This is a genomic window from Larkinella terrae, from assembly GCF_009668025.1.
Taxonomy (GTDB): Bacteria; Bacteroidota; Bacteroidia; order Cytophagales; family Spirosomataceae; genus Larkinella; species Larkinella terrae.
This window is the reverse complement of sequence record NZ_WJXZ01000012.1, coordinates 397,963-422,405: the sequence shown is the minus strand read 5'-3', so window position 1 is coordinate 422,405 and position 24,443 is coordinate 397,963. Positions and strand designations below refer to the sequence as shown.

At 51.7% G+C, this 24,443-nt stretch carries 23 protein-coding genes and 1 riboswitch; of the genes, 11 read left to right on the top strand and 12 right to left on the bottom strand.

What is annotated here, in order from left to right; translation table 11 throughout:
* Positions 1–61: 61 nt before the first annotated feature.
* Complete coding sequence (locus GJJ30_RS20165; protein WP_170299237.1) at positions 62–1,705, top strand: CehA/McbA family metallohydrolase; 1,644 nt, start codon at positions 62–64, stop codon at positions 1,703–1,705.
* A 192-nt stretch (positions 1,706–1,897) separates the two neighbouring features.
* Positions 1,898–2,014, top strand: a riboswitch (SAM riboswitch).
* A gap of 146 nt (positions 2,015–2,160) precedes the next feature.
* Here GJJ30_RS20165 and GJJ30_RS20160 read toward each other — a convergent pair.
* The 6 genes from GJJ30_RS20160 to GJJ30_RS20135 all read right to left on the bottom strand — a co-directional run bounded on the left by GJJ30_RS20160 (position 2,161) and on the right by GJJ30_RS20135 (position 8,339).
* Positions 2,161–2,643, bottom strand: a complete 483-nt coding sequence (locus tag GJJ30_RS20160) for a DUF6644 family protein (RefSeq protein WP_154176969.1) — start codon at positions 2,641–2,643, stop codon at positions 2,161–2,163.
* 2 nt (positions 2,644–2,645) lie between these two features.
* The gene (locus GJJ30_RS20155) at positions 2,646–3,002 is read right to left on the bottom strand and encodes a DUF6152 family protein (protein ID WP_154176968.1); all 357 of its coding nucleotides are present in this window, start codon (positions 3,000–3,002) and stop codon (positions 2,646–2,648) included.
* A gap of 95 nt (positions 3,003–3,097) precedes the next feature.
* Entirely contained in the window at positions 3,098–3,862 is a 765-nt protein-coding gene (locus GJJ30_RS20150) for a carboxypeptidase-like regulatory domain-containing protein (RefSeq protein WP_154176967.1), read from the bottom strand.
* Positions 3,863–3,985: 123 nt separating this feature from the next.
* The gene (locus GJJ30_RS20145; protein WP_154176966.1) at positions 3,986–4,720 is read right to left on the bottom strand and encodes an ABC transporter ATP-binding protein; all 735 of its coding nucleotides are present in this window, start codon (positions 4,718–4,720) and stop codon (positions 3,986–3,988) included.
* 47 nt (positions 4,721–4,767) lie between these two features.
* A complete protein-coding gene (locus tag GJJ30_RS20140) occupies positions 4,768–5,268 on the bottom strand; it encodes a hypothetical protein (RefSeq protein WP_154176965.1) in 501 nt (166 codons plus the stop codon).
* A 41-nt stretch (positions 5,269–5,309) separates the two neighbouring features.
* Complete coding sequence (locus GJJ30_RS20135) at positions 5,310–8,339, bottom strand: hypothetical protein (protein WP_154176964.1); 3,030 nt, start codon at positions 8,337–8,339, stop codon at positions 5,310–5,312.
* A gap of 399 nt (positions 8,340–8,738) precedes the next feature.
* Here GJJ30_RS20135 and atpD point away from each other — a divergent pair, with 399 nt between their 5' ends.
* A complete protein-coding gene (atpD, locus tag GJJ30_RS20130; RefSeq protein ID WP_154176963.1) occupies positions 8,739–10,262 on the top strand; it encodes a F0F1 ATP synthase subunit beta in 1,524 nt (507 codons plus the stop codon).
* A gap of 110 nt (positions 10,263–10,372) precedes the next feature.
* Positions 10,373–10,621 carry an ATP synthase F1 subunit epsilon gene (gene atpC / locus GJJ30_RS20125; protein WP_154176962.1) on the top strand — a complete coding sequence of 83 codons (249 nt, stop codon included), beginning with the start codon at positions 10,373–10,375 and terminating at the stop codon, positions 10,619–10,621.
* Positions 10,622–10,717: 96 nt separating this feature from the next.
* Here the strand turns inward: atpC and GJJ30_RS32380 are convergent, their stop codons facing one another.
* The 4 genes from GJJ30_RS32380 to GJJ30_RS20105 all read right to left on the bottom strand — a co-directional run bounded on the left by GJJ30_RS32380 (position 10,718) and on the right by GJJ30_RS20105 (position 13,610).
* A complete protein-coding gene (locus tag GJJ30_RS32380; protein WP_229313271.1) occupies positions 10,718–11,041 on the bottom strand; it encodes a hypothetical protein in 324 nt (107 codons plus the stop codon).
* Positions 11,042–11,100: 59 nt separating this feature from the next.
* The gene (locus tag GJJ30_RS20115; RefSeq protein WP_154176961.1) at positions 11,101–11,577 is read right to left on the bottom strand and encodes a hypothetical protein; all 477 of its coding nucleotides are present in this window, start codon (positions 11,575–11,577) and stop codon (positions 11,101–11,103) included.
* An 86-nt stretch (positions 11,578–11,663) separates the two neighbouring features.
* On the bottom strand, positions 11,664–13,190 hold the full coding sequence (locus tag GJJ30_RS20110; protein WP_154176960.1) for a S41 family peptidase: 1,527 nt from the start codon (positions 13,188–13,190) through the stop codon (positions 11,664–11,666).
* A gap of 66 nt (positions 13,191–13,256) precedes the next feature.
* The gene (locus tag GJJ30_RS20105) at positions 13,257–13,610 is read right to left on the bottom strand and encodes a YraN family protein (RefSeq protein ID WP_154176959.1); all 354 of its coding nucleotides are present in this window, start codon (positions 13,608–13,610) and stop codon (positions 13,257–13,259) included.
* A gap of 92 nt (positions 13,611–13,702) precedes the next feature.
* Between GJJ30_RS20105 and lipB the strand changes: the two genes are divergently transcribed.
* The 6 genes from lipB to GJJ30_RS20075 all read left to right on the top strand — a co-directional run bounded on the left by lipB (position 13,703) and on the right by GJJ30_RS20075 (position 19,160).
* Positions 13,703–14,437 carry a lipoyl(octanoyl) transferase LipB gene (lipB, locus tag GJJ30_RS20100; RefSeq protein WP_154176958.1) on the top strand — a complete coding sequence of 245 codons (735 nt, stop codon included), beginning with the start codon at positions 13,703–13,705 and terminating at the stop codon, positions 14,435–14,437.
* Position 14,438: 1 nt separating this feature from the next.
* Entirely contained in the window at positions 14,439–14,852 is a 414-nt protein-coding gene (locus GJJ30_RS20095; RefSeq protein WP_154176957.1) for a hypothetical protein, read from the top strand.
* Between the two features lie 30 nt (positions 14,853–14,882).
* A complete protein-coding gene (locus GJJ30_RS20090) occupies positions 14,883–15,614 on the top strand; it encodes a ribonuclease H-like domain-containing protein (protein WP_154176956.1) in 732 nt (243 codons plus the stop codon).
* Between the two features lie 88 nt (positions 15,615–15,702).
* Entirely contained in the window at positions 15,703–18,063 is a 2,361-nt protein-coding gene (gene rnr / locus GJJ30_RS20085; RefSeq protein ID WP_154176955.1) for a ribonuclease R, read from the top strand.
* A 57-nt stretch (positions 18,064–18,120) separates the two neighbouring features.
* Positions 18,121–18,558, top strand: a complete 438-nt coding sequence (locus tag GJJ30_RS20080; protein WP_038119844.1) for a nucleoside deaminase — start codon at positions 18,121–18,123, stop codon at positions 18,556–18,558.
* A 32-nt stretch (positions 18,559–18,590) separates the two neighbouring features.
* Complete coding sequence (locus tag GJJ30_RS20075) at positions 18,591–19,160, top strand: NADPH-dependent FMN reductase (protein ID WP_154176954.1); 570 nt, start codon at positions 18,591–18,593, stop codon at positions 19,158–19,160.
* A 94-nt stretch (positions 19,161–19,254) separates the two neighbouring features.
* Here GJJ30_RS20075 and GJJ30_RS20070 read toward each other — a convergent pair whose 3' ends face one another.
* A complete protein-coding gene (locus GJJ30_RS20070) occupies positions 19,255–20,733 on the bottom strand; it encodes a xylulokinase (protein ID WP_154176953.1) in 1,479 nt (492 codons plus the stop codon).
* A 145-nt stretch (positions 20,734–20,878) separates the two neighbouring features.
* Between GJJ30_RS20070 and GJJ30_RS20065 the strand changes: the two genes are divergently transcribed.
* Both GJJ30_RS20065 and GJJ30_RS20060 read left to right on the top strand, forming a co-directional pair.
* Positions 20,879–21,190, top strand: a complete 312-nt coding sequence (locus GJJ30_RS20065; protein WP_154176952.1) for a BrnT family toxin — start codon at positions 20,879–20,881, stop codon at positions 21,188–21,190.
* A 214-nt stretch (positions 21,191–21,404) separates the two neighbouring features.
* Positions 21,405–23,435 (top strand): serine hydrolase, encoded by a 2,031-nt coding sequence (locus tag GJJ30_RS20060; RefSeq protein ID WP_154176951.1) that lies wholly within the window; start codon positions 21,405–21,407, stop codon positions 23,433–23,435.
* 88 nt (positions 23,436–23,523) lie between these two features.
* Here GJJ30_RS20060 and GJJ30_RS20055 read toward each other — a convergent pair whose 3' ends face one another.
* The gene (locus tag GJJ30_RS20055; protein WP_154176950.1) at positions 23,524–24,351 is read right to left on the bottom strand and encodes a M23 family metallopeptidase; all 828 of its coding nucleotides are present in this window, start codon (positions 24,349–24,351) and stop codon (positions 23,524–23,526) included.
* Positions 24,352–24,443 lie beyond the last annotated feature (92 nt).

The following is a 24,443-nucleotide window of genomic DNA, read 5'->3' as shown; positions in this document are numbered from 1 at the left end:
TTTACGGAAAAATACTGAGTTTTAGGTCAGAAAATGATCACTGGTTCGTCCGTTTAAAGAAATGAATAATCTACCGGTTTTTTGTCGGAATCACCGACGTTGGCTGTCAGCGCTCACCGGTTTTTGCCTGGGTCTGCTGGCGGTTTTTTCGGGACAGGCCCAATCCGTTAAACCCGGCCAGATTGTTATCCAAATAACGACGGCAACCAGTCTCAAACTCACCCCGGTTCGGGTGCGGCTGACGAAGCAGGGCCGGGTAGTTAAACGGCTACCGACGGAAGCCATTGGCGTCATGTACGGATTGTGGGACCACGCCGACGGGTTTGATTTTCAGCCCGATAGTTCGTTTTACGTCGATGGACGGTTTCGGTTGACCTTGCCGCCGGGTAATTACCAGTTGTCGCTTTCGAAAGGACCGGAGTTCGTTGAGCAACAGCACCCGCTGGTCGTTCGGTCCGGTCAGACCCAGCAGAAAACGTTTCGTCTGGCGCGCTGGATCGATATGGCCGCCCGGGGATGGTATTCGACTGACGGGCACATTCACATCCGGCGTTCCCCGCGCGAAGATCCGCTGTTGATGAGCTGGTTACAGGCCGAAGATGTTCGGGTGGGCGTGCTGCTGCGTATGGGCGATTTCTGGGAAACCTATTATCCGCAGTATGCGTACGGCGAAAAAGGGGTTTTCCGCCGGGACAATTACCTGCTCGTTTCCGGACAGGAAGATCCGCGAACGCCCGAACTCGGTCATGCGCTGGGCTACGGCGCTTCCGACAAGGTGCGGTTTTCGAAGGAATATTACCATTACGATACGGTTTTTGATAAACTCCACGAACTGGGTGGCGTCGCCGGTTACGCACACCACGCCGAAACCTTTCACGGTTACCGGGGCCTGACGCTCGACGGGCTGCGGGGTAAAGTCGATGTGCTGGAAATTTTGCAGTATTGCGTGGATGCCAACCCGTTGCGCACCGATCACTATTACCATTTGCTGGATCTGGGCTTTCCGGTCACGGCCACGGCGGGTTCTGATTTTCCGTGGTGTGGGCAGGATCACGAGCACGGTTCGCCGGAACATTCGGCGCGGATCGGTAACGCCCGGTTTTACGTGTTTACCGAAAAACCGCTCACCAATCAGTCGTGGAAGGAAGGCTTAAAAGCGGGGCATACCGTAGCGACCAGCGGCCCCATGCTCGACTTCCGCGTGAACAACGCCCGACCCGGCGATCGGTTAGACGTGAAAAAGCAGACGAAACTCGTGATTTCGGCAACGGCTTTTGGTCACTCGAAACAGGTACCGCTGGATCGCATCGAACTGGTTGGTCACGGAAAAGTGCTGGCCAGCGTCAAGAAAAATCAGCTGGGACAGTCGGCCAGGCAGTTGACGCTGAAGCTGGATCTGGATACCTTGACGCGGGGCATCTGGCTGGCAGCCCGGTGCTTTGCCGGTCCGCAGCAAGCCGCGCACACCACGCCGATTTACGTAACTGTCGACGGGGGCGGTTTTCACAATCCCGAAACCGCCGATCGCTACCTGAAGCTGAGCGAAAGTTATTTGCGGGAAATTGAACAGGAACTGGAAAAAGAAAGCTCAAACCCGGAGTTGCAGTTGTGGCACTATAAAAAGGGCCTCAAAACCCGGATTGCTGAAACACGGGAGGTGATTGAGGGATTGAAGAAGCGGTTTGGGGAGAGAAGTAAGAGATGAGACAAGAAAGGTGAGATGGTGGCGTTAATGCAAAGAACATTTATAAAAAGTTGATTATTAGAAGTTTGAGGGTTTTTGGAGTTATTATTCTACAAATAATATAGATTTAGTTTGGAAAACAGAAAACCGCCTTTTACATTTGCATCATCATCTTGATTACTTGCAAAAGTAATTCCCGGTTGCCGGTGTGATGGTTTATACAGAAAGGGGGAGAGACAGGCTCAACGAACCCTTAGCAACTTTCCAGACGGTCCGACGATTCGGTGGAATAAGTGCTAACCTGCCTAAATCAATTAGGAACTATAAATTAACAACCATCATGAGCAATCAGACGTCAAAGCAACGTTGTGACCCCGATCAGGACTGGCATCTTTGTCCGATCCGGTAATCCACCTTCCACGTGCGAAAAGCCAGCGATTAGATCGTTGGCTTTTCGTTTTTAGTCGGTTTTCGATTTAATACGCCAGCAAACGCCCACAGGCGATGGTGGCCAGCCAGAGCAGCAGCGAGCAAATGGCCGTGGCCTTGGCGGCAGTTGGCGTTGCACCCGACTGCCAGCCCGCTCGTGACCGGAACGTGATTCGGTGAAAAATAGCCACGTTAATTCCCGCGACCAGAATCAGGAATAGCTTCAAGCCGAACATCGGATCGTTGCCGAGCGACTCGGCATTGGTCGTAAAAAGCAGTAAACCGGACGGAACAACGAGCGCCAAACCGCGCCTTGACCAGGGCAAAACATGCGTTGCCAACTCCGTAACCGGTATTTTTCGGGAAAAGCCCAGCAGGCGAAAATCAAACAGAAACGCTCCGCCGACGAGAAGGACAATGCCGACGATGTGGACGATTTCGAGACCGGGGTAAAGCCACGTCGACTGGCGGATGGCAACGGCCAGAGCGGTGTTTTCAATCCACTGCAGCCACTCGACGGGAACGCTCATCCTCATTTCCGCATCTCGTATTTTTTGTCGCCGATGAATAGACGTTCCGCCCGCATTTCGTTTTTGGCGGTTTTGTGCGGATACCCCACAATGCGCAGTGAGCTGCCTTTTTTCAGCATATCCGGCGTTACGCCCCGTTCCTGCATTCGGCTAACGGGCGCGAGATACACCAGCCAGGTCTTGTTTTTGTCTTTTACTTTGGCCAGCACATGCGGATTTTCAAACTTCGACTCTTCGATGGTTCCGGTGTAATCCAGTACTTTGGTCTGGTCGTAGTCACCCCAGCCGTGGTGCAGGGGCGCAAAAGCCGTCCCCAAAAAAATAAGCAGCGCAAATGACGTGGTTTTCAGTAAGTTCATGGCTGATGAGGTTTAGAAATTGCGGGTTATTCAAATGTAACTAAACCAACAACCAATAAAAAGGCAATTTGTTGACGCCCCGGTCCGTGGGTACGTTAGCCTTTTTCCTGCACCAGAAAATCCTTCAGGCAGCCGCGAATCGCCACGATCAGGTCGTATTCATTGGCTTCCAGCACGAATTTTTCGGGTAGTTTGCAAAACTGCATGAAGGCCGTCAGCCGATCTTCTTTCAGGTCTGTAATCCGCGCAATCCAGACCGGGTCAAGGCGCGCCTGATAGCGTTTTTTATTCTGTTCAGCCTGGTTGAATTGCTGCAGTTTCTTCTCATTTTTGGCTTCTTTGCTGAATTTGCCGTAGAGCGCGGAAATCGGCCCTTTTAGCGTCATTTTGGGCGCCAAAGTCGTGTAATCATATCCCATTCGTCCGACGTTACCGAGGGATACACCCACCAGTTCCGGGGCGGTTTTGATCTCGATGACCGGTTTTTCGGCAATATCCAGTTTCATGAATTCCTGCTTGAAACGGCTTTCGGTCCAGCCTTTGATCACGACTTCATTCAGCAGTTTTACCTCCTGAACCAGCTCTACCAACAGTTCCTGCTCCTCGGCCGGAACGATTACCTGAACGGTTTTATAACCAATACACGAAATCAGTAGCGTGTCAGTCGGGGAGGCTGTAATTCGAAAGTGGCCGGATTCCGTACTCATAGTCGCCCGCCGGAGCGTGGCATTCTGTATCGTAGCCGAAACGACCGGTTTTTGCGTGCTTTTATCGACTACCGAACCGCTCCGGATGCTCTGAGCGTAGCCAGCGGCCGTTGCCAATATCAAAACCAAACCAAAAAGTAGTGCTTTTTTCATATCCTCCGAAAACCCGTCTGTACGATCATCCGAACGCAAGCTAACCGTTTTTAGGGTAGCCCACCCGGTTTTAACATTTTTTAGGGTTTCCAGCGGTCAGCTGAAACGAATAAAACCGCTCCTTTACAACTCCTCAGTAGTCTGAATGAACGCTTTGGCCTTGCGGATATTGGTGTTGATCAGGTCGGTTTCGATCAGGCCATCGCGCAGCCGGACAATGCGGTGGGCGTATTCGGCAATGTCTTCTTCGTGCGTTACCATGATCACCGTATTGCCTTTGCTGTGAATCTGATCGAACAAATCCATGATTTCGTACGACGTCTTGCTGTCGAGGTTACCCGTGGGTTCATCCGCCAGCAGAATACTCGGATCGTTCACCAGCGCCCGCGCCACGGCCACGCGCTGGCGCTGCCCACCCGAAAGCTCGTTCGGCCGGTGGCCCGCCCGGTGTTCCAATCCGACGTTTTTGAGCGCCTGCATGGCCTTTTCGGTCCGGTCGGCTTTGTTAAAACCCGCGTAAATCAGCGGCAGGGCCACATTTTCCAGCGACGTCTGGCGGGGCAGCAGGTTAAAGGTCTGAAACACAAACCCGATTTCTTTATTCCGAACTTCGGCCAACGCGTTTTCGCTCATATTACTGACATCCAGTCCGTTCAGGATGTAGGTGCCGGAAGTCGGCGTATCCAGACAGCCAACGATGTTCATCAGCGTCGATTTTCCCGAACCCGACGGCCCCATGAAGGCAACATATTCTCCTTTTTTAATGGTAATGGTTACCGATTTCAGCGCTTCGATTACTTCGCTGCCCATTACGTACCGCTTCGAGATTTCGTTGGTTTCAATAATATTTTTGCTCATGATCAGTTGGGAACAGCATCATACGAAAAACCGCATGACAAAGGTGGCTACGTAGCGGCAATTTTGCGTCGACGCAGAAAATAGTTTCGGACGAACAAACCCGTCAGGATCAGCATTTCAGCGTTCGGCAGCGCGGAGACGAGTTCAATGGTTCCTTCGTCAGCCAGAAACAGGCGGGTGCGATCGTAATGGATGATTTCGTGACCGGTTTTTGATTCTGCATTACCGGCCACGATGCTCCATTCGTGCATCATAAAATTTTCCCGCTGCCAGGTGTACTTTTCTCCGGTTTCCAGCCGGACAACCGCGCCGTTGAACCCTTCAAATTCAATCCGGCCGATGATTTTATCCCCGGCGTCTTTGTCGTGAATATTGACCGAATGGACCAGAAAACCGGCGACATCGAAAAAAATGTGAACCCCGTTCAGGTGCGCGTCGACATCCCGAACCAGCAGGTCGCGGTGCATGCCACCAACCACCTTTTCACCGTCCATGATAACGATACTGCGACTGAACGCTTCCTTAACCCAGTGAAGCTGCTTTTCCATACACGATAGCGGGGAGAAACCACCTCTTAAACTTACGGATTTTATTGAAATGCCTCCCGCTGTTTTTTAATCAACGCACGTTTGGCCTGATAGCGGGCCATAAATGCCTGATAATCGGCGGGCGAGGTAGCCGACCGCAGCCGGGCCAGGCTCTCTTCGGCGTAGTCGGTCAGGCTCAGATCGAGGCAAAGCAAGGCGTATATTTTCAGCAAATCCGGGTTGCGTTCGTTCAGCGGCAGGGCTTCCAGAACCCGGTTGTAGGCCTTTTCGGCCTGGCCGTTCTGCTGTTCAAAACCGGCTGCAGCCGCCACCATTTCGGCGTTGAACGGCGCCCGCTCCAGAGCCGCTTCGTAAGCGCGTCGGGCCGGGGCGGTTTGGCGTTTGGCCTGGTAAGCCTGAGCCAGAACAAAATCTTTTTCGGCCTGAAAAGCCGCTACCACGGGCTGCCGGGCGTCGGTGATGGTTTGGTCGTATTGCCCTTTCGCATTGCGCAAACGCAGGTACGCGATCGTCATCGCCGAACCGGCGTAAGGATTCAGCCGGGCTTCCTGCGGGATTTGCTCGTACCAGTTCTCGGCAATAACCGGCTGACTGAAACCCAGATACCGGCTAACAAAAGCGGAGGCAACAATGGTTTTCAGATTATCGTCCCGCATCGAACGGTACAAAACCCGCTGCGGTTCGGTCTGATCGAGCAGCGGATTATACAGCAGCACAAAAGCTTTTTCGAGATCGGTTGCCGGTTGTCTTTTTTCGTACAAAACCTCGGTCAGTGTTTGCACACCGGGATCGTTCTGTCCGGCGGTTTCCCAAAGCGATCGGGCAATGAGCGGATCGCCGGATTTGGTCAGTGCCAGTGCCTGATAATAAATGGAAAGCGTATCGGCATTCTTGCTTAGAATGTCGGCGGCTTTGCGGTTCAGGCCCTGTTCCATCATCCAGAGGCCGGTAATGAAATTGTAAAAAGCCCCGGTCCGCTGGTTGTCGCGGGCAATCTGGTCGGTCAGTTCAAAAGCCGTGCGTTTGTTACCCGTATAATATTGGCAGGCGGCCCGCGCAAACAGCAAATCGTCCGTAAAATCCTGATTGGCCAGATTCTGCCCCAATCGATTCAGAACGTTCAGCAAGGTCGTGTCTTTCGTGCGGTTCTGGACGGAATAATTATACAACTGCGCAAACCGGGATACGTTCAGGCCCTCGTCGGTGAGTGGCGCATCGAGCCAGGCTGGACGCTGAATCCGGGCGCTGTCGGCGGGATTTCGGAAAAATGCCAGCGCCGAGCGGTTGGCTTCGTACGATTCATAGGAGCGGTTTTCCGTCGCGCGTGCCAGGGAATCGAGCGAAATCAGCCGCGGATTGCGCGCCCAGAAAGCCAGCAGGTTTGTCTGCGGAATCTCTTCCCGGGCGGTATTACCGGCGGCTGCGGCCAGGTAATAATAGGCCGAGTCGGCCACGCTGGTCCTGGCGTAGAGATAGCCCAGGTTATTCTGCAATTCGCCGTTTTTCGGAAAGGCACGGATGCCGCGCTGCAGCATTTTAATCGCTTCGAACAGCAGATTGTCCTGCAACAAAACCGCCGATAATCCGGCATACGCCTGGGGCGACGGTTGCTTCAACAACGCCTGTTGAAAGAAATGAACCGCCGTAACCTTATCGTCCTGCGACAAGGCCAGCGAAGCCAGTGCGTAATTGGATTTATGATTCTGAAACTCGCTGTTCAGAGCCAGGGTATAATATTGTTCGGCCACCCGGATTTCGCCCGTTCCGGCGTGAAAATCACCGACGCTGTTGAAATAACCGGCAGCCGCCTGACTGAGCGGGAAGAAATTTTCGAACGCCACGATCACAACGGTTATAATGGCCGTTACCAGACGAGCTTGTAAAACCGAAAACCGCGTTGGTTTATAGAGGACCTTGTAAACCGGTAGCCCTTGCCGATACAGCGGTAAAAAGTTAAAAATGACGTAGGCCACGAACGCCAGACCGGCGGCCAGATGGGTATAGACAATCACGTCCTCCAGCGCTTCGACGAGCGGGTCATTGGCCGACGCAAAGGCATACGCGATGGTCATGAGGGTAATCAGCGCCAGCCCCAGATACAAATACGCCCCGGCATCGCGAAACGAAAGCGCAGTTTCGTTCTGGCGCAGCTGCTGCCGAAATCCCCAAATGCCCAAAAGCAACGAAATCAGAAACAGAATAAAGGGACTGATTACCACCGGATTCCAGGCAATTACTTTGGTATTGGTCAGCCAGATCAACGCTAGGTTCACCAGATAAAGCGAGCCGATAATCAGAAAATTGTTCAGGCCCAGCGGACGCCCCGATCCGTCGCTGCGGTTAGTCCGGGCTACCGAGGTGACGTACACCAGTGCCGCGATGATTTCGGGTGAAATCCAGAAAATAAAGCCCAGCGAAACCACCAGCAAACCCGGCAGCGAATAACCGACAAACGCCAGCGCGGGCAGCGGTTGCCCGGCCAGCCGATCGACCAGCAGCCAGCCCAGCAGCGTCATGGCCGCGAAAACGGTGAGACGAGCGGGCAATTCGACTTCCGACCGAAAAGCGTGGAAATAGTAACTGGCCAAACCAAAAGCAAGAATGACCACCACAAACGGCAAACGACCGCCGAAAGCCGTTCCCAAAAAACCGGGTAGCTGCAACACTTCCAGCCGGAACGTGGCCACGAGCACGATCAAAACCGCCATTACGATCAGGTACGACCAGCGCGACAGACGCGTAACGGCGGCCAGAATAAAGGCCAGCCCTACGCAGATACCCAGCGTTACCAGCCGGGCCGCCAGCACATTGACCTGCATGACGGAAGCCGCAAACTGTTCCGTAACGATGTACGATTTGCCCGAAACGGAATAATCGAAAAGTCCGTCGGTAAAGGTACCGATCGAAGCCGGGAGTTCCGTCAGGTCGCTCAGCACATCCCAGCGAACGACGTTCTGCAGGCCCTGCACCCAGGTCCAGATCAGGCCGATAATGGCCGCACAAAAAAGCACTAAACCCGTCCAATACGTTGTTCGATGGGCGGTATTCCAGTTTTTCCAGAAAAAAAGCATACGTTAAAAAATAAACCGGCAGCGGGTTGATTTGTGTCGGTTAAACTACCAATAGCAACGCTGCAACCGGTTTGTTAGTGCCTGTGGATAATTTCTATCCGCTCATTCCAATTATTTTGTAAATAGCCGGTTTGATGCGGGCAAAGATCGGCACTATCGGTCAGAACAACAGCCGATTATACTGTCTGCATACGAATAAACCGGTTTGCCCCCGAAATCTTTGTTTTGTGCAAACGCGGCAACGGAGCCTATTCTCAGCGAACTAACTGGAACAAAAACGATTTCGTCTTCAAAATCTTAAAAATAGATTAAAAGTCAACTTGGGTTTAAGCAAATTATCATCTAATTTTGCGGTCGCATTTAATACGCTTTTCCTATTAAATATTTCAACTTCATAGCATGACAACTGCAACAGCAACGAATACGGGTAAAATCACGCAAGTGATCGGCCCGGTTGTTGACGTGAGTTTTGAGGGCGAAGGGTCGCGGCTACCGTCGATTCTGGATGCTCTGGAAGTCACGAAAGCCAATGGCCAAAAAGTTATACTAGAGACCCAGCAGCACCTCGGCGAAGACCGTGTCCGGACGATTTCGATGGACGCGACCGAAGGGCTGGAACGCGGGATGACCGTTGTTCACTTAGGTACTCAGATTACCATGCCGACGGGCGACGGAATTCGCGGACGGTTGTTCAACGTGGTGGGTAATGCCATCGACGGAATTCCCCAACCGGAGAGCACCGGCGGTTTGCCGATTCACCGGAACGCACCGAAGTTCGAAGATCTCGCGACGTCGACTGAAGTTCTTTTCACCGGGATCAAGGTAATCGACCTGCTCGAACCGTACGCCAAAGGGGGTAAGATCGGTCTGTTCGGAGGTGCGGGAGTTGGAAAAACCGTATTGATTCAGGAATTGATCAACAACATTGCCAAAGCATACGCCGGTTTGTCGGTATTTGCCGGGGTGGGCGAGCGGACCCGTGAAGGGAATGACCTCCTGCGCGAAATGATCGAAGCCGGTATTATCAAATACGGTGACGAGTTCAAACACTCGATGGAAGAAGGCGGCTGGGATTTGTCGAAAGTAAACTCGGAAGAGTTGAAAGAAAGCCAGGCGACCTTCATTTTCGGACAGATGAACGAGCCTCCCGGAGCCCGCGCCCGCGTCGCTCTGTCGGGTCTTACCATTGCGGAACACTTCCGCGATGGCGACGGAACCGGACAAGGCCGCGACATTCTGTTCTTTATCGATAACATTTTCCGGTTTACGCAGGCCGGTTCGGAAGTATCGGCTCTTTTGGGGCGGATGCCTTCGGCGGTAGGGTATCAGCCCACGCTGGCGACCGAAATGGGAACGATGCAGGAGCGGATTACGTCGACTAAACGTGGTTCAATTACCTCGGTACAAGCGGTTTACGTACCGGCCGATGACTTGACTGACCCGGCCCCGGCCACGACCTTTGCCCACTTGGATGCTACGACGGTATTGAGCCGGAAAATTTCCGAGTTAGGTATCTATCCGGCCGTGGATCCGCTGGATTCAACTTCCCGGATTCTGACCGCCGAAATCCTGGGCGACGAGCACTACAATACCGCTCAGCGCGTGAAAGAGATTCTGCAACGCTACAAAGAATTGCAGGATATCATCGCCATCCTCGGTATGGAAGAACTTTCGGAAGAAGATAAGCAAACCGTAAACCGGGCTCGCCGGGTACAACGCTTCCTGTCGCAGCCGTTCTTCGTGGCCGAGCAGTTCACTGGTTTGAAAGGAGTTCTGGTTCCGATCGAAGAAACCATCCGGGGCTTCAACGAAATCATCGACGGCAAATGGGATCACCTGCCCGAAGCCGCTTTCAACCTCGTTGGAACCATCGACGACGCAGCCGCCAAAGGCGAGCGTTTGATGAAGGAAGCAGGCAAATAATGGCAGATTAGAAGAAAAGAGATGTGAGACAAGAGACCTCTTACGCATTCATACAGTGCTAGTTGTCTTTTGTCTCACGTCTATTATCTTTCATCTTATATAAAAGAAAAATGCATCTGGAAATCATTACACCCGATAAGAAGGTCTTTACCGGCGAAGCAACGGCGGTTACATTTCCGGGCACCGAAGGCCAGTTTCAGGTTTTGAACGACCACGCACCCATTGTCAGTACGCTGGCGAAAGGTCCGGTTACCATTGCGACCGGAACCGGCACGCAGACGTTTACCGTCGATGGTGGCGTTGTGGAAGTATTGAATAACAACGTGCTGGTGTTGGCCGAAGCGGTTATTGCGGCTTAAAACCGGTCATTAGCTTTATACGAAGAGGGCAGGTCCGTAAAGGCTTGTCCTTTTTTATTACTATCCTCAAACATTGGCAGATGTATCGGCCCGAAATTACTTGCCAGGAGAAATTTTAGACTTGACTTTTTCGACGAATTCAATTGAAACTCCGGCAATGGTAGAAACTTTAGTCATCTCGAAATCTGTTTGTTGGAGCAGGTTGATGACAATAGATTCTTTCACTTCTTCAATTCTCTTGTTTTCCGCTTTCACTGCCTCCGCATTGGCGGCTGTTACCCTGGCAAAATAAGCCCGTTCTTCAGGTGTCATCCTGCGGGTGTCCAGTTCGTTAATCGCACGCTTAAGCCACTCTTCATTCCAGAAGTCCGGATATTGCGTGGGGATGGTTGTGTGTAGCGTTTTTATTGTATAAACCAATTTTTCTAAATCGGTTTCAAGATCAGTTACTTGCTCATCAAATTCGTTTATTCAATGGCTTACCAATTATTTTGAGCCTTAAATTTTTCGTATTCCTCTCTATTTTGCATATAAAAAAGCATGAATTCGTCACGCGTTATTTTCGTCTTTTTATTGCCCATATCTTTACGAATTAATTTAATCAACTCATAATAATCATTGAAGTGCTTTGTAGGATTATCATAAGTGGTCAAATTTAATAGCCACTCTGTGATTTTTTTGAATATCAAATCTGGAGCATATAAATACATATCTTTCTTTATGCCAATAATCCTTTTAACTAACTCATCTTGAGAAATTTGTGTTTCTGTTTTTGAACCAAGCGTAATATCAAAAAATATGTAAATAACTTCTGAATACATCTTGTATTTTTTATCAGACAATTGGCTTTCAATAGATTTCAATCTATCTTTCTGATATTGAACACGCCATAATAAATAGGTACTTAATGTGCCTAATAAAAGAAGTAATATTTCTTTGTATGGTAAGTCTTCCATTTAGATGTTCTTTATTTTAATGCCATAAGGTTTGATTTTTTAATTATAGGTTTTTGTAAGGAAATCTACACAAATTTGATCATAACTCACCGCACCGTCACTTTCCGCTTGCCGTCCTGAATCAGTTCCAGGGCTTTTTCCAGATCGCGGTCGCGTTGTTTGATCCGGTCAGTAACGGAATAATCAACCGGATAATCGGGCATGACGCCCCGGCCCTGGTCGGGGTTCCGGCTGGCGGTGGCAATCCAGAAAACCGGAAACCGCACCCGCAGCCGGGTTTCGGGCAACGTCAGGGTTTGAATAATGCCACCGTTGCAGCCCGCTTCGCCCCCGCCGGTTTCCTGACCAATGACCGTAACGGGGCGCTGAGCTTTCAGACTGGCCGTAAAAATGGAAGCTGCCGAGAACGTCCGGCCGCTGGTCAGAATGTAGACTTTTCCGCTAAACCGGTGGTCGGATGCCGGTTTATTCCAGCCAACATTGGATTTACCAAACTGATAACGACCACCTTCCGATTTCATAAACCGGAAATTCTGCCGCAAAAGCCGCTTTTCTTTCCGATCGAAATACGCGCAGGAATTAGGTCGGCGAACGCGGCTTTCGGCCCGGTCGACCTGGCGGAAATCGGATTTCATCAGATACGACATCAAATCCGAGCCGATTTCGGCATTGCCGCCGGTATTTTGCCGCAAGTCGATCACCAGATCCTGCACTTTCAGCTTTTCGAGGGTTTCAAAAACTTCGCGGTGGTAGGATTCGTAGTGGTCGTAAGCAAAACCGTTGATGATCAGCATGGCCGCCGTCGAATCGCCGTTCAGGAAATGCAGCGAACGCATGAGTTGCAGTTTCGCATCTTCATCGTAAAAGGACGTTTCGGTTTTGTGGCGGCTTTTTCGGCTCCGCTTCGCCGTCTCGGGCATTGGGGTTGTAGGAATATCACCGGAACTGACCGGCCGCCGACGAACGGTGGTGATGCGCTCGGTCGAAGTTGTGTCGCGCACGGTCAATGTCCAGGGCGAATGGCCATCGAAATGCCGCCAGTAGGTTTCTTCCAGGTGGTATAATTCCAGAAAATAATTTTTGAATGTTTGGTTATAACCGTCTGACGGCCAGCGGTCGCGGGCAGCCTGAATAATCTCCTTAACGGGATGCTTACCCAGTTTGAGCACCTCCGTGCCACAGATCAGCGACGAATCGGTGCTGCGGTTTCGGCCGATAAACATCCGGTCGTTTTGCAGAATGATATCGAACGGTAACCATTCCGGCTGCGGTTTTTTTCCAGAACGGCTGGAATAAAGCGATTCCTGCACGTCGGTATGACCGCAGCGAATCTGGACAATCAGCGGGCGGAGCAATTCGCGGAACTCACTTTCGGTCATCGGGCGGTAAAGCTGCCGGGAAACCGCGTCGAACTGGCGGTTCATTTCCTCGCGCGAGACATAGCGGTACAAACTCGGATGGCGCTCTTCCAGCGTCTTCCGAAGCACCGCAAAGTCGCTCCGCAACTGTTCGACCGTGTATATCCGGGGGCGGTAGGGCGCGCTTTTCGGATGGGCCGGAAAACAATAAACCGTGCTGATAGTCAATGCCATCAGCCACACCAGGAACCGCATACTACATTTCTGACTAATCAGTAAAATCCGTTCCCGAAACTACCCTTTTTTTTATGGGAAACAAAATTAGTAAAACGCATCTTCGATGTGCTTGATAGTCACCTCGTCCGGCAAAACCGTAACGGCTACAATGTCGAAACGGACATCGTGGTTCCAGTCTTTGGTGAAAATGTAGTGTTCGGCGGCTTTCATGACCAGCCGGGCTTTGGTGTAGGTGACAAACTCTTCCGGATTGCCAAACCGGGTGCTGGTTCGGGTTTTTACTTCCGCAAAAATCAGGAGTTTGCCTTTTTGGGCGATTAGATCAATTTCGGCGTGCTGGTGCCGGTAATTGCGTTCCAGAATCTGGTATCCCTTCTGCTGGAGGTAGCGAACGGCTTCGTCTTCGCCCCGTTTGCCGGTCTCATTGTGCTGTGCCATTGGTCGTTTTTCCTATTAGACGAAAAACCGCCCGAATGGATACGAACGAAAACAGGCGGTTTTGGTGTTTTTTCGTCAAGGAATACGCTAGAATGAACAGCATTTGTAATAAACAGGTACGGGTACAAAACCTGGGACTCATTGATTATCAGTCGGGTTGGGATTACCAGGAGCACTTGCTGGCCGACGTTATCGCGACCAAAATTGCCAACCGAAATCAGCCTTCCAACCAGCAGAGCCTGACGCCCAATTACGTTTTATTCTGTCAGCATCCGCACGTGTATACGCTGGGGAAGAGCGGAAAAGAAAGTCATCTGCTTGCCAACGACGGCTTTCTGGAAACTATCGGGGCGACGTATTACAAAATAAACCGGGGGGGCGACATCACCTACCACGGACCGGGCCAACTGGTGGGGTACCCGATTCTGGATCTGGATAATTTCTTCACGGACATTCACCGCTACATGCGGCTGCTGGAAGAAGCCGTCATTCGAACACTGGCCGATTACGGGCTGGATGCGGGCCGGATCGACGGCTTAACGGGCGTCTGGCTGGATTACGAAACGTCGGAAAACCGCCCGAATGGTAGTCCCCGAAAAATCTGTGCGATGGGCGTGAAAGCGAGCCGTTGGGTAACGATGCACGGTTTTGCCTTGAATGTGAACACGGATTTGAGTTACTTTAATCACATCGTGCCCTGCGGCATTGCGGACAAAGCCGTGACGTCGATGCAGGTTGAACTGGGCCGGGAAGTGTCGATGGAGGAAGTGACCGAACGCGTCAGTCGGCACCTGGCCGAATTGTTTGAAATGGAGTTAATTAGTTAGAATGAAGAGAGATATTTCGTTTTTACCGGTAGAAGGAATCCAGGTCGTGATTGTGCGAAAACCGACTGAACTGAATCAGTACGATTGGCAGGTTTATCTGATTAATCAAAATGAGGTGGCGATTCGCAACGTGTTCGTGACCTCGAAGGGATACGGTTTTCGGGATGAAACCCAGCAGCAGCAACAGACAACGTCCACGCTGCGGCATTACTTCCCGGAATTGCAGCCCAATGAGCACGTAGCCGTTGAAACCATCATGCCCGATGTGTTTCATCTCAACAACCAATATTGGGTTAGCTACTACATTGGCGACCAGATTTTTGACAAAAAGTTTATCTTCGTGCCGGACAGCATTACCGAACAGAACCTGATTCAGATCCATGAACTGGGGCTGGAAGGAATCCTGCACACCTAATCGTTGCCATCCTCCATTTTTGCCATTACCATGCCCGTATCCTGGAAAAAACGCCTTAAAAATCTGTTGTTTATCGACATTAAAACCGTTGCCGGAGCGCCATCCTATAACGAGCTGGACGAGCGAATACGGCAGCAGTGGGGACAGAAAACCAGCTATTTTCAGAACGAAGAGAACTGGTCGGTCGCCAAATGGTACGATAACCGGGCTTCCTACTACGCCGAATACGGCAAAATCGTCTGCATTGGCATCGGAGGTTTGTACTGGGACGACGAAGAGAATGTTTTCCTGAAAGTAAAAACGCTGGCCAATGACAACGAAGAGGCCCTGCTCGGCGAGTTTATCAGCCTGATTGAAAAATACCCGACCAATGAGTTGATTCTCTGCGCCCACAATGGCAAGGAATTTGACTATCCGTACCTGTGCCGCCGAATGCTGGTTCACGAACACCAACTCCCGGCCACGCTCCGGCTGTCGGGACGCAAACCGTGGGACATTCCGCACCAGGATGTTCTGGAAATGTGGCGGTTCGGCGATAGCCGCCATTACGTTCCGCTCGATTTGCTGGCTGCGGTTTTGAACCTGCCCACCCAGCCGCTCGAACTGACAGGCGACCAAACCAGTTTAGTGTATTACCAGAAACAGGGCCTGGCCAAAGTGCGCGAATACGCCCGCTCGTCCATCGTGACGCTGGTGCAGGTGTATCTGCGACTCCTGGGCGCCCCGCTGGTGAAAGACCAGCACATCACGCGATTGGAGTGAATTAGAAGATAGACAATAGAATAAAGACAACAGACTTGCGGTCATTGTCCCGAATCTCATGTCTTGTCTCTTTTGTCTAAAAAAACACATGAGAAATAACCGAAATAAACCACGAGAACAACACAGCCGCAGAAGCCCGCAGAACCGCGCGGTTTCGTCCGCCGACTCATTTCTGGATGAAATGAAGAACGACATTGCGGCTTTTTTTGAAATAAACAGCAAGGAATCCTTTTCACAAACCGACGTACTGGAGAATTTTGACGTCACCGACCGGAAAACGAAACTGCTTACCCACGGCCTGCTGGGCGAACTGGCCGACGAAGGCCAACTGACCCGCCACCCCGACGGAACCTACCAGTTTAACGAAAACGATCGCACGATTGAAGGAACCGTCGATCACGTGAATCCCCGGTTTGCCTTTGTCGGCAACGGAGATCGGGATACGGACGTTTACGTCAGCACCGAAGACCTGAACGGAGCCATCGACGGCGATAAAGTGAAAGTGGCCCGGCTGAGTGGATCGTCGAATTACGGCGGTTCTTCGCGCGGGTCGCAAAACCGCAGCCGCCGGATTGAAGGCAAAGTTGTTGGGATTGTCGAACGCGGCCGTTCGGAGATCGTCGGCCGGATTTCGACCTGGCCGAATTACGGGCAGGTGATTCCCGACAGCAAGAAGATTTACGAAGAGATTTATATTCCAAAAGACAAATTGGGTGCTGCCAAGGATGGCGACAAGGTCATTGTGAAGCTCACGCGCTTCCCCGACGGTCGTCACCGGCCCGAGGGCGAAGTAACGACGGTTTTGGGGCAGGCCGGGCAGAACAATACTGAAATGCACGCTATTCTGGCCGAATTCGGGTTGCCGGTCCATTTCCCGGATGCCGTCGAACAGCAGTCGGAAGCCATTTCGGAAAAAATACCGGAGGCCGAAATCAGCAAACGGCGCGACATGCGCAGTGTGACAACCTTCACGATTGACCCCGACGACGCCAAAGATTTCGATGATGCGCTGTCAATCAGGCATTTGGATAATGGTAATTACGAAATCGGAGTGCACATCGCCGACGTCACCCACTACATCAAGCCCGGCACGCCCCTGGAAGACGAAGCGTTCAAGCGCGGAACCTCGGTTTATCTGGTGGATCGCGTGGTGCCTATGCTGCCCGAAAAACTGTCGAATAACCTGTGTTCGCTGCGTCCGAACGAGGATAAGCTGACGTTTTCGGCGGTTTTTGAACTAACGCCCGATGCTAAAATCAAAAAAGAATGGTTTGGCCGGACGGTGATTCATTCCGACCGCCGGTTTGCCTACGAGGAAGCCCAGGACATTGTCGATCGCGGCCAGGGCGATTACCTGGAAGAATTGCGGTTGTTGAACGAGCTGGCTTTCAAGTTTCGCGACGAGCGCTTTCGGAACGGCGCCATCAACTTTGAAACCGTTGAGGTGAAATTTAAACTCGACGAAAACGGCGTTCCGTTGTCGGTATACCCGAAAATCCGGAAAGATGCGCACAAACTGATCGAGGAATTTATGCTGCTCGCCAACAAGCGGGTCGCCGAATTTGTCCACGGTCTGTCGCGCGGAGACCACCCGAACGTGATGGTGTACCGGGTGCACGATTCGCCGGATTTCGAGAAACTGAAAACCTTTGCGACGTTTGCCGGGCGGTTTGGTTACAAACTCAAAGTCGATGACGAACGGCAACTGTCGAAGTCGTTCAACACGATGATGGAAAGCCTGGAAGGGCAGCCCGAACAGAATGCGTTGCAGCAACTCGCCATTCGGACGATGGCCAAGGCGCGGTACAGTACCGAAGACATCGGCCACTTTGGCCTGTCGTTCCGGCGCTATTCGCACTTTACGTCGCCAATCCGTCGCTACCCCGACATGATGGCTCACCGATTGTTGCAGCATTACCTGGACGGCGGCAAATCGGTCGACAAAGAGGAATACGAAGCCAAATGCAAGCATTCGTCCGACCGCGAGCGCGTGGCCGTGGAAGCCGAACGAGCGTCGATCAAGTACAAGCAGGTCGAATTCATGAACCGCATGGATCAGGATCAGGAATTCAAAGGCATCATTACGGGCGTCACGGATTTTGGTCTGTTTGTCGAAATCACCGAAACCAGCGCGGAAGGACTGGTGCGGATGACCGATTTGGGCGACGATTTCTACGAATTCGATAAAGACAATTACCGCCTGATCGGCAAACGGAACAAGCGGGTTTTTGCCTTTGGCGACGCCGTGACGGTGCGCGTGAAAGAAGCCAATCTAGCCCGCCGGAGTCTGGATTTGTGGCTGGTCGAGGATAAAGGTGCGGCAAAATTATCCCTCAAAAACCGCCTGACGCGCCGGGAAAACAACGAAGGCGACAGCCGGGCGCAACGTCGCTCGTCCGGCAGGCAGGAAAAAGCCGTAAAAGCGAAAAAAGATCGAAAACGGCGTTGATTTTGCACCAGCCCACGGTCTAGACTGTGGGCAAATTCATATAAAACCGGTTTTACAATGAACGACGAATTCATGCAGGAAGCCATTCGGCAGGCTCGGAAAAGCCTGTCGGAGGGCGGTATTCCCATCGGCTCGGCGCTGGTCAAAAATGGCGAACTGGTGGCTTCGGGCCACAACAAGCGGGTGCAGGAAAACAACCCGATTCTGCACGGCGAAATGGATTGCCTCAACAACGCCGGGCGCGTCGGTTCGTTCCGCAACACGGTTATTTATTCGACACTCATGCCGTGTTACATGTGCGCCGGAACGATTGTGCAATTCAAAATTCCGAAGGTAATTGTGGGCGAGTCGCGAACCTTTGCCGGAGCGCGGGAGTTCATGGAACAACACGGCGTCGAAGTCATTGACCTCGATTTGCCGGAGTGCGTCGACATGATGAACCAATTTATCGCTCAAAAACCGGAGGTTTGGAACGAAGACATTGGAGAATTGTAAGCGCATTCAGCGAATTCAATTTAACCAATCGTATGTACAACCTGAAAATTATTAACTCGACCGTCCGGCCCAGTCGCAAAGGGCCGCTGGTCACCGCCTGGATTGCGGAAATCGCCCGAAATCACGGCGAATTTAACGTCGAAGTGCTGGATCTGGCCGAAATCAAGCTGCCGCTCATGGACGAGCCCGCCCACCCGCGCCTGAAGCAGTACGAACACGAGCACACGAAAAAATGGAGTGCCAAAATTGACGAAGCCGATGCGTTTATTTTCGTAACGGCCGAATACGATCACGGATATCCGGCTCCGCTGAAAAACGCGCTGGAATATCTTCTGCAGGAATGGGCCTACAAAGCTGCCGGAATTGTCAGTTACGGCGGGATTTCGGCCGGAACCCGGGCGAGTGTGCAACTGAAAAGCGATCTGATCGCGCTGAAAATTGTTCCGCTCTTCGAAGCCGTGAATGTTCCGTTTTTCGATCAGTTTATCAACGACGAATCCGAGTTTCAGCCGAATGAAACCAGTCAACGATCCGCCCAAACCATGCTGAACGAGCTGGTTCGCTGGACGAAAGGAATGCTGGTGATTCGGGAAAATAAATAATCGAAATAGCTAAAACCGCAACGGCTTGACAGCCCACCAAGGAACTGTCAAGCCGTTGCGGTTTTATAAAATGTTCTCCGAAATCAGTTCAGCATTAGCTTTTCAGAACGCTCTGCCATTTTTCGTACGCTTCCCGGTAGGCTTCCTGTGCCCGCATATCCGGTTCAATGGTCCGGGTTACTTTTAGACCGGTGAAGGCTTCCTGGCGGTTTTTGTAAATTCCCAGTCCCAAACCGGCTCCACGGGCGGCTCCCTGCGCGCCGTCGGTATTGAAAAGCTGGATTTCGGCCCCGGTCAGGTTGGCCAGCGTATCGCGGAAAAGCGGACTGAGGAACATATTGGCTTCGCCCGCGCGGATGGTTTTCAGGCCAACGCCGACTTGCTCCATGACCTGAATACCGTAGTAAAACGCAAAAACGATGCCTTCCTGAGCCGCCCGAATCCAGTGCGGCAATCCGTGGCGGGTGAGTTGCAAACCGTGAAATGAAGCGCCCGGGTCGCGGTTTTCGAGGACACGCTCGGCTCCGTTGCCGAACGGCAAACACAGCAACCCGTCGGCTCCGACCGGCGCGTGACTCGCCAGTTCGTTCATTTCGGGGTAACTGACCGTGCCGCGCAGCAACTGATTCCGCAGCCAGCTGTTCAAAATACCGGTTCCGTTGATGCAGAGCAACACGCCGTAACGCGGAGCTTCGGGCGTATGGCTGACGTGTAGAAACGTATTGACGCGGGATTGTGGATCGTATTTGGCCTGATCGCTGACGCCGTAGACCACGCCCGACGTTCCGGCGGTGGCGGCAATCTCGTTGGGTTCCAGTACGTTGAGCGAGAACGCGTTGTTCGGCTGATCGCCCGCGCGGTACGTAACGGGGGTTCCAGCGGCCAGCCCCAACTCGCTGGCAGCCTGGGAAGTCAGTTCGCCCTGAACGGAGAACGTCGGTTTCAGATTGGCGACGAGCGACGGATCGAAGCCGAAATAATCGAGGAGAAAATCCGCCGGTTTTTCGCCCTGAAAATCCCAGAGAATCCCTTCCGACAAGCCGGAGGGTGTGGTGACGATTTCGCCGGTCATGCGGGCGGCCAGGTAATCGCCCGGCAGCATGAATTTGTGAATTTTGTCATAAACCGCCGGTTCATTTTCCTTCACCCACGCCAGTTTGGCGGCCGTAAAGTTGCCCGGCGAGTTGAGCAGATGCTGAAGACTTTTGGTCCGGCCAACGGTTTCGAACGCTTTTTCGCCGTAGGAAACCGCCCGGCTGTCGCACCAGATAATCGACGGACGCAGCACATTCAACCCTTTATCAACGACGACCAGGCCGTGCATCTGGTAGGAAATACCGATGGCTTTGACGTCTTCCGGTTTTACGCCGGTTTTTGATAACACGGTTTTCGACGCCAGACACGCGTTTTTCCACCACGCATCGGGATTTTGTTCGGCAAATCCCGGCAAGGGTGCGTCGATCGGCATTTCCGATTCGGGAAAAAACGCGGAGGCCACCACCGCACCGGTTTCAACTTCAAGCAAACAGGCTTTTACGGACGAACTGCCGACATCAAATCCAAGAAGATACATTACAGCGCAAGGTTCAGTGATAAAACGAGGTGCAAAGTACGCAGCGCGGAGAAGTTAGGCAAACGAATGTGCCGTGGGCTGTTACTTGCCAGACTCGTTTTCGTCATATATGAAGTTGTTTAACAGCAGCCTTCTCTCTGGCAAAATGGAATTTAACTTTCAATGGGATACTGGTAACGTGAAGCATATTGTTGACGATTACCCAGATCGTAACAATACGATTGAGGAAGTTGAAAGTGTATTTTACGACAAAAACTTTATAGCCATCCCTGATCGGATAGATCGATTTGGTGAACAACAATATCACGGGCTGGGAATGAGCAGCCTAAATACCGTAAAATATGTTGTTTTTGTTATCAGAAACGACGAAATTAGACCAATCAGTTGCCGGACTGCCAGCCGGAAAGAACGATCGAAATACGATGAAGCAGTCAGAAAAAAAGAAAGCGGTCATTAAAAATGCGCATACCCTTCAACAGCTAAAAAAATCGGGAGAACGACTGGTTTCGCATGAAGGGGAATTTATGACTTTACGGGACATTCTCGCTAAAGAAAGCGAGCAAACCCTACCAACAAAGTAATTGCAGGGCAAATTGGAAGTTTGAAAAGAGGGATCATTGCTGAGCAATAAATGTCGTGAATGGCAGTTTCACGATAGGAAGCTCTACTACATGAAGAAAATTGTCCAGATCATCCTTCTTTTTAATTTATCGACGGCCGGTTTTGGGCAGCAGATCATCAACGGCACGGTTTTAAACCGGACGACCCAACAGCCGGTTCCGTACGCCAACATCGGAATTCTCCATTCGAATGTCGGCACATTGTCCAATCCAGACGGTAGTTTTTCGATCCGGATTCCGCAGAAACTTCTGGCAGGTACCATCCGTTTTTCGGCGCTCGGCTTTGGGAAAAAAGCGGTACCCGTGCGGTTTTTTCAAGGCGAAAAACCGGTTACTATTTTTCTTTCGGAACGGACTAAAACGTTAAATACCATTACGATAACCGGAAAAAAGGAACGGAATCAGACGTTTGAGTTGGGAAACCGCAGCTTTCGGGGTAGTGTGCTCGAAACCGATACAACCTATGCCGGGCGATCCATCGCGCTGTTGATCAAGCCCAACGAATCGGATTGGAAGAAAGGGTTTACGTTTCCGGTTTTTCTCGAAAAAGTGAACCTTCGTATTTTCAGAAATAACCTGAAGTCGTTCCGATTCCGAATCCGGTTAAACAATGTCGATCCGCTGACCGGCCAGCCCGGCGAAGACCTCCTTCAGCAAAGCATTGTGATGGAATCGACGATGAAAAACGGCTGGCTGGCGTTTGATCTGTCGGCGCTAAACTATCCGGTTTCAAAACCGTTCTTTGTTACGTTTGAGCAGATTGTGGATTTACAGGACCGGACCGACATCGCGGACGGATACCGGAAGTACATTCAGGAACATCCTGAAAGACTAAAAATCGATACCGTTGAATTTGAAGGGAAAAAGGAAGTTCGCCAGTTGCTGCGGGGCGGTATTGATTTGCCCGGAACGTTTATTGGCATCGTTAATTCGTCGGCTGCTGCCGATCAGTTTACGAGTTATGTCCAAGAAACCAGTTTTGGCGAATGGAAAAAGGTTCGCGGCATTGTAGCCGCGACAGTTACGGTGAGTAACCAGCTTAACCCAACGGCACCGCCCGTTTCTGAAAAACCGTGTCAGGGTAATCAGCCAGAATGTGTAGCCGAGCAGCTTTGCCGGGATTTTATGGACGATACGGGCCTGAACGGGATGCAGATTAGCGTCAGCGTGGCGAATAAACCGATCTGGTCGGCCGCGCTGGGGTTTGCCGATGTGAAAAACCAAATTGCCGTAACCGACTCCACGCTTTTCCGGATCAACAGCGTGTCGAAATCCCTTACCTCGCTCGCCTTGATTCAACTGGTTTCGGAGGGAAAACTGGATCTGGATGCACCCATTCAAACCTACGTTCCGGCTTTTCCGGTGAAAAAATACCCGGTTACCACCCGGCAGTTGGCCGGTCATCTGGCCGGATTCAGGGATTACAACGAGATGGATTGGAATGATTTTGTCCGAACGGAACATTTTGAGAATGCAATACAAGCCCTGCGGGTTTTCGAAAATGATACGCTGTTGTTCAAACCCGGATCAACATTCGGATATTCGACCTTTGGCTGGAATCTGATCGGTGCCGTCATCGAAAGCGTCAGTGGCAACAACTACCTGGACTACATGGCCAAAAACGTTTGGAAACCGCTGGGTTTGCATCATACTTCCGGTGATGATATCCGTCATGCGAAGACCAACCGCAGTAAATTTTATGATGCAACCGGGCAGGAAAATGAATTGGGCGACTGGAGTTACAAATACGCCGGGGGCGGCCTTCTTTCAACGACCCAGGATCTGGTCAAACTGGGTAATGCGTTGTTGTACGGAAATACGATTCCTCCAAAATACCGGGATATTCTGTTTACATCACAACGGACGACGGACGGCCAGGAAACCGGATACGGTTTGGGCTGGTATGTCGGGAAAGATAAGAACGGCCACCGGATCTGGTACCACGCCGGTGACTCGTTCAGCAGTAGTTCGTATTTATTGATTTACCCCGACGATCAGCTCGTAATTGCCTTTTTAGCCAATTCGCAGGATGGTGTTGCGTTTGATCTGCAAAAGATCGGGGAGTTATTTTACAAAAAATAAAACCGGTCGCCGTTGCCAAAGAGAGCAAAACCGGCAAAAAATAAAAAACCGCACGGTTTTTGCGCGACCATGCGGTTTTCCCGGCTCATCAATCAAGTGCGGGCAATTTAGCCGGATCTTCCAGCAGAACAGCCGGGTCGATGCGGGCGTTGTGCCAGCGCACACCGAGGTGCAGATGCGGTCCCGTTGCCCGACCCGTTTCGCCCACCTCGCCGATTTTCTGGCCTTTTTTCACGCGATCTCCCTTTTTAACGGCAAAACCGCTCAGGTGCAGATACATCGTGACGAGACCGTTGCCGTGATCGACAAAGACGGAATTTCCGCCAAAAAAGTGATTGGCCGTCAGCACCACTTTGCCGTCAGCCATGCTCAAAACCGGCTGGCCGGTTCCAATCGGGTAATCGGTTCCGGTGTGGCGGTTTCGGGGACTGCCGTCGAACGTTCGGTAGGCACCAAAATTACCTTCCGTAGCCGGAAGCGGATTGGCGGGTTTACCCAATGGCAGCGTAAAGAGCGGTTTGGTTTCCGGACGCGTAAACAACGGCCAGATCTGGGCCTGTTCCCGGCGCTGGCGTCGCTGGTTAGCCGCCGAAACGTTCACGTATTCCTTTTTCTCAAAATCCTTGAAATCTTCGTTCTTGAATTCGCCTTTCGCCACCAGAATCGTCCGGGTTTTCCGCCGACCGGTTTTCGTCCAGCGATAGACGCGGTGGTAACCCGTTTTTTCGATCAAATCGATGGGGAAATAGCAGGTGCCGTCTACGGCCCGCCAGCGGTGATTGCCCATTGCGCAACGAACGCAGTTGTCGGTCCACCGGAGAACACCGCCCTGTTTAACCGGCGCGGGTGTATTTTGCCCATAACCGCTGGACACACCGACGAAAAAAACAAGAATCAGGAGTTTAGCAAATTTCATGAAGGGATGCGCACCGGAGATGTGTGCCGGGGCATTACCCTTTGGAAGTAAAAAGTCCCCGATTGTCACAGCAAGCGGGGACTTTATTTAGG

Excerpts from the sequence above, each read along its gene's own strand:
- GJJ30_RS20070 (WP_154176953.1), bottom strand. The coding sequence starts at position 20,733 with ATGTATCTTCTTGGATTTGATGTCGGCAGTTCGTCCGTAAAAGCCTGT.
- GJJ30_RS20055 (WP_154176950.1), bottom strand. The coding sequence starts at position 24,351 with ATGAAATTTGCTAAACTCCTGATTCTTGTTTTTTTCGTCGGTGTGTCC.
- atpC (WP_154176962.1), top strand. The coding sequence starts at position 10,373 with ATGCATCTGGAAATCATTACACCCGATAAGAAGGTCTTTACCGGCGAA.
- GJJ30_RS20080 (WP_038119844.1), top strand. The coding sequence starts at position 18,121 with ATGAACGACGAATTCATGCAGGAAGCCATTCGGCAGGCTCGGAAAAGC.
- GJJ30_RS20105 (WP_154176959.1), bottom strand. The coding sequence starts at position 13,610 with ATGGCACAGCACAATGAGACCGGCAAACGGGGCGAAGACGAAGCCGTT.
- GJJ30_RS20135 (WP_154176964.1), bottom strand. The coding sequence starts at position 8,339 with ATGCTTTTTTTCTGGAAAAACTGGAATACCGCCCATCGAACAACGTAT.
- GJJ30_RS20115 (WP_154176961.1), bottom strand. The coding sequence starts at position 11,577 with ATGGAAGACTTACCATACAAAGAAATATTACTTCTTTTATTAGGCACA.
- GJJ30_RS20140 (WP_154176965.1), bottom strand. The coding sequence starts at position 5,268 with ATGGAAAAGCAGCTTCACTGGGTTAAGGAAGCGTTCAGTCGCAGTATC.
- GJJ30_RS20090 (WP_154176956.1), top strand. The coding sequence starts at position 14,883 with ATGCCCGTATCCTGGAAAAAACGCCTTAAAAATCTGTTGTTTATCGAC.
- GJJ30_RS20060 (WP_154176951.1), top strand. The coding sequence starts at position 21,405 with ATGAAGAAAATTGTCCAGATCATCCTTCTTTTTAATTTATCGACGGCC.
- GJJ30_RS20150 (WP_154176967.1), bottom strand. The coding sequence starts at position 3,862 with ATGAAAAAAGCACTACTTTTTGGTTTGGTTTTGATATTGGCAACGGCC.
- GJJ30_RS20075 (WP_154176954.1), top strand. The coding sequence starts at position 18,591 with ATGTACAACCTGAAAATTATTAACTCGACCGTCCGGCCCAGTCGCAAA.
- GJJ30_RS20095 (WP_154176957.1), top strand. The coding sequence starts at position 14,439 with ATGAAGAGAGATATTTCGTTTTTACCGGTAGAAGGAATCCAGGTCGTG.
- GJJ30_RS20160 (WP_154176969.1), bottom strand. The coding sequence starts at position 2,643 with ATGAGCGTTCCCGTCGAGTGGCTGCAGTGGATTGAAAACACCGCTCTG.
- GJJ30_RS20165 (WP_170299237.1), top strand. The coding sequence starts at position 62 with ATGAATAATCTACCGGTTTTTTGTCGGAATCACCGACGTTGGCTGTCA.
- lipB (WP_154176958.1), top strand. The coding sequence starts at position 13,703 with ATGAACAGCATTTGTAATAAACAGGTACGGGTACAAAACCTGGGACTC.
- GJJ30_RS20155 (WP_154176968.1), bottom strand. The coding sequence starts at position 3,002 with ATGAACTTACTGAAAACCACGTCATTTGCGCTGCTTATTTTTTTGGGG.
- rnr (WP_154176955.1), top strand. The coding sequence starts at position 15,703 with ATGAGAAATAACCGAAATAAACCACGAGAACAACACAGCCGCAGAAGC.
- GJJ30_RS20065 (WP_154176952.1), top strand. The coding sequence starts at position 20,879 with ATGGAATTTAACTTTCAATGGGATACTGGTAACGTGAAGCATATTGTT.
- GJJ30_RS20110 (WP_154176960.1), bottom strand. The coding sequence starts at position 13,190 with ATGCGGTTCCTGGTGTGGCTGATGGCATTGACTATCAGCACGGTTTAT.
- GJJ30_RS20145 (WP_154176966.1), bottom strand. The coding sequence starts at position 4,720 with ATGAGCAAAAATATTATTGAAACCAACGAAATCTCGAAGCGGTACGTA.
- atpD (WP_154176963.1), top strand. The coding sequence starts at position 8,739 with ATGACAACTGCAACAGCAACGAATACGGGTAAAATCACGCAAGTGATC.